Here is a 12,728-nt window from a genome sequence, read left to right as displayed (position 1 = left end):
AGTCAATATTTTAAGTTATTCATTACATTATTCCAGTTCACCAACAAAAGTTACGACAGACTTTGCCGGAACAACAATCTCATTAGTTTTTATTGCCGTTCCCTTTCCTAGATTGGATGTTTCAGAAGTGGTATAAGGAGTTAAAGTCTGATTCTTCAGTTTCAAATCTTGAAGATTATATTTTCGGTTGACAGAACCGACATTAACTGCCACCAAAACTATCTTTTTGGAAGAACTGTCTTTGTATGCGCTAATCATAACATCTTTACCCTCTTTCTCAGGGTCTGGATTTTCGGTAATAACGGCAATACGCTTCATGCCCGGACGGACAAAGAAAGAATAATTACCCAGCATCCACATAAGTTTGGAGTCTCTGGCAAATCCATCTTTCTTGCAATAATTTGTAACTTGTGAACCATTATTTGTTCCATCATCCAGATATACCAAACCGTCCTTGTAGTCTGCACGGGTAAGAGCTGTCCACCAAGACCAAGAGGAGGCATTTACCAATGTTAAATCATTGTGGATAGTACGTGCAACAAAAAGTGCCGTTTGCATACCCAAATCGCGTTTATTTCCGTTTCCGTTAGGAATTTCGGACTCTCCGGGGCTTTCGAGGATAGAATATTCTGTTTGCCAATATTTTAATCCGCTATGCTCTTTTATTTTATCATTCAAGGCTTTACGATGTGAGACTAAATCCTTGACGGGCCAAACAGTCCAATAACTGTGTCCAGTCATTACTCGTTCTACATTGGGCAGAGAAGCAATGCTCAACGGAGATGACGGATTCCAAAAATCATCAATCTGATTATCAATGTTCTCATCATTTACATTTTTATACAAATATTGAATACTCCCAGCTTCGCCCAATGCTATTTTGGTAGCCAATCCTTTTTTGCTGAGTCTTTCTGATAGTAATTTTACGAACTGAGATATTTCTTCATTAGTGGCGGGAGTCCCTTCCTGGCTGCCTTTACTCCAATCCCACTGTGGCTCATTCACGGGACTTAAATAATCAAATTTAACTCCTTCTTTCTTCTGCAAGTTATCAATGCACTCTACTAAAAAGTCTGCATAATCAGGCATCATACCTGCCTTGATATTCATCCTTTTCTCTTTAATTGAAAAGCCTTTCCCATTTATGGACATATGAACCGGAGCGCTCAGGTTAAAAACCAGAAAACGCTCAACCCCTCTATCACGAGCTGCCTTTAAGAACCATTTCTGTCCTTCATATTTATTCCAATTGTAAGTACCATCAGCTGATAAAAAGCATTCAGACCGTCTCCACTCATCCGCAATGTCGCTATCAAGCCCTTGTTCTGTGCTTCCCGCACCAATGTAAAATCTCCACATGGACAAGCCGATGCCTTTTGGATTTCCATTTTCATCGACTTCCTGGCTAAACAGCCAATCGGCAATTTGATTTTTTTTCTCTTCTGGCCAATATTTTCCTACCATCTGACAGCGCCAAGCATCTGATGCCCCAAAGCCGTCAATCGTCTGCATTTCCTGATTTAAGTCTACTGAAATATTTCTCACCTTATTGTAAACAGGCGGTTCTGGAATCTCCAAATTGGAACTACATGCCGTAACTGAAAACAGCGTACAGATACCTAATATCTGCAAATATTTACTATTTCTCATTTCTATAAAATTTAAGTTTGATCTCTTATGTTTATTAGTAATTAGGATTCTGTGTTACAGTACCAAAACTACGGTCTATTTCCGATTGAGGAATGGGCCATACCAAATGTTTATTGATATCGAAGTTGATACCTTTGTTCTGTAGCTCTTTAAGGTTGCTCGTTTCATACTGATCCGTTGATTCATACATATTGTAACGAACAAAACTTCCATTCGGACCGAACAAACCAGCTATAACGGGTTGATTTGTGGCCGGATCTATCTGTCTCCTAATATCAAACAGACGCAATCCTTCAAATGCCAATTCCATTCTGCGCTCTTTCCAGATAGCATAAAGTACCGCATTACCGGAAACAGTCCCTTTCTTTGGAGAGAGTTTTACCCGGGCACGGATGATATCTACATCATCCATTGCTTCATCAAGCATACCCAAGTGAAAAGCTGCTTCCGCACGGGTCAGATACATCTCTGCCAGACGGATAATCGGTGTATTCAAAGGAGCGTTATACCTCTTATTTTCTAAAGTCCTGCGAGTAGCAATAGGAATATAATATTTACGGATTACGCGGCCAGATTTGTTCTGTGCCAAGTCAAATACATAAGTAGGATTTAAGTCCTCATCACCATATACAGCATCACCACATACCGTTATTGTACTGCGTCTTCTTATCTCATCTTCTTCCGAAAGATAACAATTTTCCAAATCGCTGGTGGGTACTCCCCATCCCCAACCATCCATAATGTCATTGGGGTCTTTACTGGGGAAATTTTCCAAACTTTCACCGCGTCCTCCACAAAGTGTGGAAAGGGGATTGCCCAAAATTTTACCCACTTCAGGACTTGTCTGAACTTCAATAAGCGATTCTATGCCATTGTGATTATTAACGTTCCAAATATCCAGGAAATCAGGTTCAAGTTTACAGCCACTATTCATGATTGTGGTATCTGCATAATGATAAGCTTCTTTCCATTTTCCTTGATATAATGAAACTCTTGCTAATAATGCAGTACAAGTCCATACAGTAGCCCTACCTTTTCCTTCACTTCCATACGTAGTATTTACCATGTGAACGGCTGACTTAAGATCATTCTCTATTTGCTGATATATTTCTTCTTTACTAGAACGTCCTAGATTCATATCATTGGATGATAGCATTTTAAGTACCAATGGTACACCCCCAAAATTGCCTACAAGATCCAAGTAATTATATGCGCGACAAAATAGAGCTTCACCAACATAGGACTTTTTTTTGTCTTCAGAAATAGGAGCTTCGGGAATAGAATTTATGGCAATATTACATGCCATAATATTCTTATATCTCTCCTTGAATAAATCTGTAAGATATCCCATTCTATTGGGAGTGATCAAGTATTCCGAAGCTGGACTGAATCCATCAGCGGATTGTCCGGTATTTCCCATCCAAGCATCATCGGTAGCCGTTTCATTCGTTATTCTGGTATGAGCTATCGGCTGCCAGTCATTATTCAACAATGCACGCTTATACAAGTCAATGACAAAGTCACGACATTCTGTATCTGTCTTAAAATAGTTATCCAAATCTTGAACACCTCTTTTTTCGTGTTCAATAAAATCTTCACAGGACATAAATCCCAATCCCAATGAAGCCGCTATAATGAAAGCAAATATATTCTTTTTCATGATTTACAATCTATTAAAATGTTACATTTACACCTACTGAGTATATACGTTGTACTGGATAAGTCCATCCGCCAAATCCAAAACTCAACACACTACCTGAAACTTCGGGCTCAACGCCGTTATAGCCAGTTAAGGTAAACAAGTTTTGTCCTGCTATATATAATCTCAGTTTATTGACACCGGGAATTTTCTTAAAAGTATACCCCAATTGTAAATTCTTTAATCTTAAGTAAGAACCATCCTCTATGTAGAAAGATGAGAATTTGGTAAAGTTCTCATTATGGTCTTGAGTAGATAAGCGAGGGACATAGTTGGAAGTACCTTCACCATGCCAAGCCATATCAAGCAAGCCGCTCACTTTATTCACTTTTCCACCACTACCGGCGGCATTGTACAATTCTTGAATATTCTGATTAACAAGATCATTGCCAATGCTGGCATAGAAGTTTGCCACTAAATCAAAGTTCTTATAACCTAAATTCAGATTAAGCCCCATCGTCATATCAGCCCATGGAGAGCCAATCTTTGTGCGGTCATCTGCATTCAATTGCCCATCTCCATTTACATCTTTAAATCGAATATCGCCGACTTGCGCATTAGGTTGCAAGAACTGTCCTTTGTTGTTAGTATGGCTATTCAACTCAATCTGATTTTGGAAGATGCCGTCTGCTACGTATCCGTAGAAGAAAGCAGGTTCTTCACCTTCTATTGTCTTTGTCTTTTCACCATTTCCATACAATGGATCTTTATCGCCTGTTAGTTCTGTCATATTCACGTTGAAAGTAGTTAAGTTTAAAGTGCTTCCAAAGGTAAAATCTCCCCAATGGTCATTGTAGCTGATTGTCATTTCAAAACCTTTGGTACGCATAGAACCTACATTTGTCCAAATCTTAGCATCACCCGGATAGCCGGAATAGCTGGGATAAGCTTTCTGAAAAAGCATATCTCTGGTATTCTTTATATAATACTCAAAAGATCCTGTTAAACGATTATCAAATAATCCGTAATCAATACCGAAGTTGTAATCCTCTACAGTTTCCCATTTCACATCCTCATTTTTAACCAAACTGGGGTAAACTGTGTTCACCACATTATCGCCCAAGACATAGTAACCTTGTCCTAATTGAGACATATAAACTCCTGAAGGAAGATTCTGATTGCCTACGCGTCCCCAACCTATTCTGAGTTTAAGGCTATTAAGCACAGACTTTGTGCTTTCCATAAACGGTTCATTAGACATACGCCAAGCTATGGAAGCCGAAGGGAAAGAGGCCCATTTGTTCTTAGACAGGAATTTGGAAGAACCATCCACGCGATAAGTAGCTGTCAGATAATACTTATCATTATAATTGTAAGTTAGTCTACCCAAATAAGACAAAATAGAAGTGGTAGAAGAATTACCTCCGGTTTGTGGATTGACGGTACCGGCATCCAATTCATGCAAATTATCTGAGTTGTTGGGCATCTTTTCATAGCTTCCCCACAAAGTAGTGCTATTCCATTCTTCCAGGGTGTTACCCACCATAAAAGAAAAATTATGCTTATTCGCAAAAGTTTTCAGGTAAGTCAACGTATTCTGCAAACTCCAATTACGATAAGTAGGTTTGTTACGCGTGAACTTGTTGTTTGTCTGAAACTCATGAGCCGCATCAATAACAAAATCCGGTGCAAACGTATTGGAAATTCGAGTATCTAAATCTATGGAGAATTGAGACCTAAATATCAAATCTTTTATCGGTTTGATTTCAAGATAAGCAGAGGACGACAAAGCATAAGAATTATTGCTTTGATTCCATCTGTGAACATAACCAACCGGATTCCAAATTTGAGACGGAGAACGGGAATACAGACTATATTCATTTTCAGTACCATTCAATTCATCTTCAGACTTGAAAATAGGGGTAATCGGATCCACTCTGTCAAAGTCCGACCAATTAGTAGGATTACCCCATGACTCATAACGCGGATTTAATGAGAATCCGGCTGAGAAATGCTTATTAAACTTATAATCGTTGGTAAAACGAGCGGTAAATCGTTTATATCCTCCCTTCTGATAGAAAGAATCTTGCTGGAAATAATTCAAACTAACCGAGTATTTGTTCTTCTCCGTTCCACCCTGCACACCCAAACTTGCATTTAATTGAGGGGTGAACTGGCGAATACCTGCATCCCACCAATTTGTTGTTTTACCTGCAAAAGAAGCGGGATTGTCAAATTCCTCAGGATAACCGGCCTGACGGGCAGCAGTATTCAATATTTCAGCATACTCCACAGCATCTGCCATGTCATAAGGATTTTTCATCTCTTGCACACCATAATGCATATCGAGATAGAATGAAGGTTTGCCTTCCACTCCCTTACGAGTAGTAACCATAATAACTCCATTTGAGGCACGACTACCATAAATGGCACTGGCAGAAGCATCTTTCAAGACTTCGATGCTCTCAATCTCATTGGGATTAAGGAAATTGATTCCTTCGCCCATAGGAACCCCATCAACTACATACAATGGATCAGTGGACAAGTTGATGGTAGAGAAACCTCTAATCAAAACCTTTGGCTGACCACCTGGATTTCCAGCTCCTACAATTGTCACACCAGCCACTTTTCCCTGGAGACTTTCAGTAGCATTGCTCACGTTCATTGACCTTACCTCTTTTCCTTTTACGGAAGAGATGGAACTTGTTAGATCACTCTTTTTCTGTACACCATAGCCTACCACTACCACTTCTTGAAGTAGCTCTGAATCTTCTGCCAAGGTTACATTAATGACAGTTCTATTTCCTACTTTTTCTACAATGGTTTTGTAAGAGATAAAAGAGAATGACAGTTTGGAATCTATTCCGGTGACTGTTATACTGTATTGTCCATTCACATCAGATATACTACCGTTGGTAGTTCCTTCTTCCTGGATATTAACACCTATCAAAGGTTCATTTCTATCGTCAACAATAGTTCCCCGAACCTTTATCTGTGCATTTGCAGCAAGGCAGAAGAAAGAAACGATAAGAGAAAATATAATATTTCTTTTCATGACTATATACATCGTTTAATGATTATTCTTTCAGTAATTTAGCACGTGCAATCTCAGTATCAATAATGAATTTATAACTTCCCTTTTGGTTTACTTTCAAATAAGGTTGGCTTGAACCCATATAATCAATAATACCATTTTCAAGCAAGCGCCAGTATTTACTCCAGCCCGGATAAGTAATGGTTACATTAAGCTGGGTTTCGTTCAGTATGAGAGTTCGTCCAAGTATATACGGATTCTCTGCGTCTGGAGTGAGTAGGCAATCCTTATTGGAAGGATTCCATCCGGCACCCTCAAATCCGTAACCACACATTGTGATATCAGGAGAATCGTGCACTGCTGAAGAAGGTATATAAGGAGTCACAGTATACGTCTGCTCCTTGGTATTTGCCACAATCTCATAATATCCCTTTATAGGCAGCACTATTGGAGCGGCAGAAGGATTGTTTAGTAATTTGCCATTCTCGCCTGATACACCGAAACAATGAGGTTCAAAAGAGTTTTCCTGTCCCAAAAAGTAGATTTCCTTGTTATCACAGTCTGCATAATATTTGAAAGTAAATGTACCATTTGATTTTTTATGATAGAGCATCGGTACTCCACAAACATCGGCTGTTAAATTAGTTCCCTTAGGAACATCGGCCAGGAATAAAGTAACCATTTCGCTGGAAACAGTATATTTAATTTTCTGTGTTTTCCTGTTAGCTTCTACAAAGTTGTCAATTGCTGTTATTTTTAGTTCATACTCTTCCGGTTTGGATGGTAAAGAATAAGTCTTGCTGAAAGAGTACTCTTTCTCGCCGTCTAATTTGATTCTTTCCATGATACCCAGTATCGGTTCTTCCACATATACTGAATCTAAACCTGAATCATCAGTGACTTTAAAGGAAAGTGACAATTCCATCTTGCTCTCCAATAGCTGTACCGTTCCATCTTGTGGTGATACATTTGAAAAATTAGGAGCATTAAAGTCTCCATCCAAATGTAATGTAAGCTCTTTGGTCACAATATTTCCAGAAACATCCTCCAGTGCAAGATTTACTTTATATACATCTTCATTTTTTGTATCCTTTGGTGCTAGAAACTCATAAGCCAATTTATATTCTGTAACTAAAGTATCTGTCGGGAATACAATTTCCTTATCCAGATAAAATTCTGGAATCACAATTTTCAAAGACTTAAGGCCCAAATCATCTTTTAAATCAGCCTTAATCACAAACTTTCTGTTGGGATTAGAATACAATTCATCACGCAACACTTTTATTTCCGGGGCATCAGATGTAGGATAGGAGATACCCTCATCGTCCGAACATCCCATAAAGCAAAGCAGCATTAATAATGCTGATAATCTAAACAAACTCTTCATAATATTAATATTGTTGTTAACTAATAGTTTATTTCTAAGTGAATTACTGTACAGGGAAATGTGTCGATTCTGGCACATCCCTGTACAATAAGAGCAATCACATCCTGAACACTTGTTTATTCACATCAAGTCTTTTTACCTCTTCATAATATTCTTCTGCTAATTCCTTCTCTCCTATGCCACTGTATCCTAATGCCATAACATAATAGCAATGAACCTTGTTACGTACATTCAGGTCATCCTCCCAGATCGCAAGTTCTGGTAAGGATACTGCGAAATAATCGATTTTGCATTCATCGAAGAGATGTTTCTTGCCGTGGTTAATCAGTTTATTGAAGCGGCTGCGTGCTTTACTCTCTTCTCCCAATGCCCTCCAGGCAAGTCCCTGATAGAAAATCTTGTCAGGTTGTTGGTCATTATAGTAAAATGCCTGTTGAGGCTCGCTGGAACCTTGTGTCGCTTTCATTAAATACTTAGTGGATTCAACTTCGTTGCCCAGCTTTTGGTAGGCTATTCCTTTATAGTAGTCCACTTCATTCTCTTCGGCGTTGATCAGTTTGCCTTCACCCAGATTGTGCGGATAATGTTCTGTCTCTTTTAAAAGGCTGATGGCTTCCGCATAGCGGTTCTCTTTAATAGCTTTCTTGGCAAGTTCTACCCGGCAGAGAATATATTGCCCTGTGACTTTACCTTCACCACCTTCCCACGGATGGAATTTTTGTGCGGCTATCAGTCTTTTTGCCTTTTCATACTCTCCTAACTGATTATAGAGGGTTATTCGTTCTATGCATAAGTCATCCCGTTGTGCCACCAATTCCTGATGTGCCTCAAGAAGAGCCAGGCGTTCTGCATGGGGTTTTCCCATTTTCTTGTACAGTTGGTCCAACTCCATAAAGATACGGGAGTCCGTTTCATCCAGTTCGAATGCTTTTTCCAATAATCTGCGCGCTTCTTCTTTCCTGCCTTTCTTGTTGTAATAAGCCAATGAGAGGTTGCGTAGAGCTGTAGGGAACTGGTTATTGATCTCTACTGATTTTTCCCAGCAGGCAATAGCTTCTTCATAACAGCGGTGTGCATACCAGAAGTTTCCCAGATAGTAGGGAGCTTTGAAATCTTCCGGATTCATCTTCATGGCATCTGCCAATACATTTATTTCGTCAATTCTGTTGGGGAAGCATTTGTGAGGAGACAAATTTTGCGCCTTCCGGTACCATTGCAATGCCAATTTCGTATCTCCCGACATCGCTGCAAAATATCCTGTCATGTAGGCTGCCATGGGGTAAATGGCGGTTTCTCCATCCATATAGGTGTGCATTATCCGGGATGCTTCCTCGTACATTCCGGCTGCGGCAAAGTCGAATGCGTATTCAATATAGTTATGTACACTGCCGTTAAGCATCTCTTTCATCTCTTGTAAATAAGTAGAGACGTTTTCGATGAAATACTTTTCAAAGCGGCATCCTAAATTGAATTTATCAATGGTCAACGATTCTCCGATGAATTTTAATGCTTCATCTGTTTGTCCGGAATACCTTAGAATAGAGGCTTTAAGCTGGCGCGCCTTATGGTTGTGCCAGTTGTGTATGAGTGCCAGGTCGATATGTTCCAAAGCGGCGGTCCAGTCCTTTCTGATACAGTCTATTTGGGCTACACCGAAATATCCTGCATCTCTCCAGGCTGAATTCCAGGTCGATTTGTAATAAGCATTGTATGCTTCATCATATTTACCTTGCATTTTCAGGCTCCATCCTAAATTGTAATAGGGCTCTCCGTCATATGGGTTAGGACTACGCTCTGTCAGTGTAGCTATGGCTTTATGGAAATATTTCTCAGCTTCTTCAAACTTTCCGCGGCGCATATTCAATAAACCGACTGCGTTGTTGCAACGGGCGTCACCGGGTTCTCTGTCCAGAGCTTCCCTATAATAAGCCATAGGGTCATATGTGGCATGACGATATTGTTCCAGATGCAATCCGGTTAAGAAAAGCTGTTCTATGGAAGCTATCTCTTCGGGTTGTTTAGCTGCTTTGGCGGGATCTGGTGTGGGCTTTATTTCCGGTTTGTCGGCCTTATACTCTAAAAGAACTCTTCCATCACTATTGTATATGGAGAGGATGAGTTCTTCCGGCAGTTGTCCGGCAGTCTCTACTTGAGTTTTAAATATGCTTTCCGGGGAAAGGGCTGTTATCTGGCTTAGCAGGATTTTTCCGGTTATATCTTTTAATTCGATTTTGATGTCTTCTTGCTGTCCGGTTGCATATACTATGATATGGGCGGTATTATCCGCTACGTCCAGGTTCAGAATGAAATCTTTGGATGCATTTTTAACGTATCCTACTTCGTTGTATGGCATGAAGTATTGCATCCATGATTTTTCTTCGTAAGGTTGCAGCCAGGTAAAGTCCGGTTGGTTGTCTGTGTAGACTCCGGTCATCAGTTCAATATAAGGGCCGTCTTCATCGGTGAGGTTTCTGTCCCAGGCAATCCCGAAATCACCGTTACCCCAGGTCCATTGTTTTTTGCCGGGGGACAGATGATGGTCGGCTACGTGTAATAGTCCTGCCTGTACATTTTCCTCATAACCACCGACAAAGTTATAGCGTGACTGGATAGCCATGTATGAAGTAGGGACAGGGATATTCTTATATTTGGAGATGTCAACCCCTTCCGAGTAATCTTGTTTGTAATATACTCCTGTGGCAATCGGAAAGTTGGATACATCTCTTTTCCCGTGGTCAAAGACGGCATGCACATCGGGTGGAAAAACCGAGTGATAATGGTCGTTGACAACTACGGCAGGGTTGGCCCACCATAGGAAAGTTTGCGGGAAAGGAGTACGGTTGTAGACCTTGACTTTGATTTCCAGATAGGATTTGCCCGGATGTAGTGTGAATCCCTGCATTCCCTTCATATTGAACATGCGTTCCACCTCATTACACCATACGGTTTTACTGCCGTCCGCATTTTCTTCAATGGTGCAGTCGGTGGGAAGGTAAGTACTGGGACGGTGGTGCTGAGGCCAGTTAAATTCTATTCCGCCTGATATCCAGGGGCCGGTCAATCCTACCAATGCAGGTTTGATGACTTGGTTGTAATATACAAAATGGCGTTTCTTTACTTTATCGTAGGCCATTTGCACGCGTCCACCCAATTCCGGCAGTATCATTATCTTGAGATATTCATTTTCAAGAAAATAGGCTTTGTATTCCTTCTCCTTCTTCTCATCGCATATTTTTTCAACAACAGGATAGGGATATACTACTCCCGAACTTCCCTGATAAACGCGTTTCTCCAGGAAAATAGGGTTTTTCTCTTCCTCGCCTATTTCGTAGGTTGGAAGCTTTACGGTCTCTTTCCAGACTTTTACTACTCCTTTTTCAAAAAGAGTGGGCTGAATCAAATATTCTGTAATCTTTTCCATAAGGTATTTATTATTTTTTGAGACAATAAGGGTGATTTAAACGGTGAACAGGCTTCATCGCTTAAGTAAAAATGAATTTAAAAAGTGATATTCTTATTTTAATTAGTCAGTTCTTTTTCAATGCTTTCCAAAGATTTTCCTTTCGTTTCGGGCAACTTGATTTTGATGAATATAAATCCGAGAATACATATAATCCCGTATAGCCAGAAAGTGCCGTAAGCTCCTAATCCGGAGTTCAATAGCGGGAATGTATATGTCAGAACAAAGCACGCAGCCCAAAGGGAAAAGGTGGAAACAGCCATTGCCATACCACGTATGCGGTTCGGGAATATTTCAGATAATACCACCCAAGTCACGGGAGCCAAAGTCATGGCATAACAGGCGATGGCTAATACTACCATTGTCAGTACTGCTATTCCGGTAATGTTGAGGTAGTAGCATACTCCCATGATTATATAAATGCAGGCCAATCCCGAAGCACCGAACAACATAAGCGAACGGCGTCCTAACTTGTCTACAGTGTACATACCCACAAAAGTGAATATTACATTCGTCACGCCCGTCACTACAATATTAAACAGAATGTCGGAAACACCATAACCGGCTGCCGCAAAGATTTCTTGTGCATAATTGAAAATGACATTGAGGCCACACCATTGTTGGAAAGCTGCGATAACGATACCTATCAATAATATCCCCGGCATTTTTCCCTGGAAGAGCAGGCGGATATTTACTTTCTCTTTGGTTGCCTGCAAAACAGTTCTTATGGTCGCAACCTCTGTTTTTGCATATTCTTTTCCACCTATACGGCTTAAAATACTTTCGGCTTTGGTGTATTGGTGTTTGGTGGCCAGCCAACGGGGACTTTCAGGAATGAAGAATACCAGAATAAAGAACAGTAACGAGGGAACAACTTCTGCCCAAAACATCCAGCGCCATCCCATTTGCCCATTCCACGTATTCAGCATATCCTCACCGGCTATCACCGGATCTGCAATCAGCCAGTTGGCAATCTGGGCGGCCAGAATACCTAATACTATTGTCAGCTGATTGATAGATACGAATTTTCCCCTTACCTCACCGGGAGAGACTTCGGCAATATACATAGGTGAGAGATTGGAAGCGATTCCGATTCCGATACCGCCAAATATACGGTAGAAAATGAACCAGTCAATGTCATTCACAGCTCCTGTTCCGATTGCAGAGACGGTAAATGTGATGGAGGCAGCTATCATGAGAGGTTTACGTCCGTACCGGTCGGATAGGACACCGGCAACCATGACTCCTATTAAACAACCGAGGATGGCACTGCCCATAACCCACCCTTGCATGCCGGGAGAATTGGCTATTCCGAAGAAAACTTCATAGAAAGGTTTGGCGCCACCGATAACTACCCAATCGTATCCGAAAAGTAGTCCGCCCATGGCTGAAACTAATGAAATAAGCAAGAGGTAAAAATTGTTGCTAATAGATTTTGTTTTCATGATATCAGTTTTAATGTATGGCAAATGTATGCCTTAAAAGTCAATAAAAAAATGCAGATTGTTATCAAAAGTATGTATAATCTTATTATATTTATCAGTGGAATACCTCGAAA

At 40.4% G+C, this 12,728-nt stretch carries 6 protein-coding genes; all 6 read right to left on the bottom strand.

Going from position 1 to position 12,728, the window contains the following annotated elements; translation table 11 throughout:
- Nucleotides 1–27: 27 nt before the first annotated feature.
- On the bottom strand, nt 28–1,650 hold the full coding sequence (locus BUC01_RS00255; RefSeq protein ID WP_025831026.1) for a glycoside hydrolase: 1,623 nt from the start codon (nt 1,648–1,650) through the stop codon (nt 28–30).
- Nucleotides 1,651–1,684: 34 nt separating this feature from the next.
- Nucleotides 1,685–3,310 carry a RagB/SusD family nutrient uptake outer membrane protein gene (locus BUC01_RS00250; protein ID WP_025831025.1) on the bottom strand — a complete coding sequence of 542 codons (1,626 nt, stop codon included), beginning with the start codon at nt 3,308–3,310 and terminating at the stop codon, nt 1,685–1,687.
- 13 nt (nt 3,311–3,323) lie between these two features.
- A complete protein-coding gene (locus BUC01_RS00245; protein WP_025831024.1) occupies nt 3,324–6,344 on the bottom strand; it encodes a SusC/RagA family TonB-linked outer membrane protein in 3,021 nt (1,006 codons plus the stop codon).
- A 22-nt stretch (nt 6,345–6,366) separates the two neighbouring features.
- Nucleotides 6,367–7,710 carry a hypothetical protein gene (locus BUC01_RS00240; RefSeq protein WP_243462355.1) on the bottom strand — a complete coding sequence of 448 codons (1,344 nt, stop codon included), beginning with the start codon at nt 7,708–7,710 and terminating at the stop codon, nt 6,367–6,369.
- Between the two features lie 97 nt (nt 7,711–7,807).
- Nucleotides 7,808–11,131, bottom strand: a complete 3,324-nt coding sequence (locus tag BUC01_RS00235) for a DUF5107 domain-containing protein (protein WP_025831022.1) — start codon at nt 11,129–11,131, stop codon at nt 7,808–7,810.
- 98 nt (nt 11,132–11,229) lie between these two features.
- Entirely contained in the window at nt 11,230–12,615 is a 1,386-nt protein-coding gene (locus BUC01_RS00230) for a sugar porter family MFS transporter (protein ID WP_025831021.1), read from the bottom strand.
- Nucleotides 12,616–12,728: the final 113 nt, after the last annotated feature.

It is taken from the genome of Bacteroides stercorirosoris (assembly GCF_900142015.1).
Lineage (GTDB): Bacteria > Bacteroidota > Bacteroidia > Bacteroidales > Bacteroidaceae > Bacteroides > Bacteroides stercorirosoris.
This window is presented reverse-complemented; position numbering and strand designations above follow the sequence as displayed.

Bases quoted from the DNA above. Each gene is read 5' to 3' on its own strand.
- BUC01_RS00255 (WP_025831026.1), bottom strand. From the start codon at position 1,650: ATGAGAAATAGTAAATATTTGCAGATATTAGGTATCTGTACGCTGTTT.
- BUC01_RS00250 (WP_025831025.1), bottom strand. From the start codon at position 3,310: ATGAAAAAGAATATATTTGCTTTCATTATAGCGGCTTCATTGGGATTG.
- BUC01_RS00245 (WP_025831024.1), bottom strand. From the start codon at position 6,344: ATGAAAAGAAATATTATATTTTCTCTTATCGTTTCTTTCTTCTGCCTT.
- BUC01_RS00240 (WP_243462355.1), bottom strand. From the start codon at position 7,710: ATGAAGAGTTTGTTTAGATTATCAGCATTATTAATGCTGCTTTGCTTT.
- BUC01_RS00235 (WP_025831022.1), bottom strand. From the start codon at position 11,131: ATGGAAAAGATTACAGAATATTTGATTCAGCCCACTCTTTTTGAAAAA.
- BUC01_RS00230 (WP_025831021.1), bottom strand. From the start codon at position 12,615: ATGAAAACAAAATCTATTAGCAACAATTTTTACCTCTTGCTTATTTCA.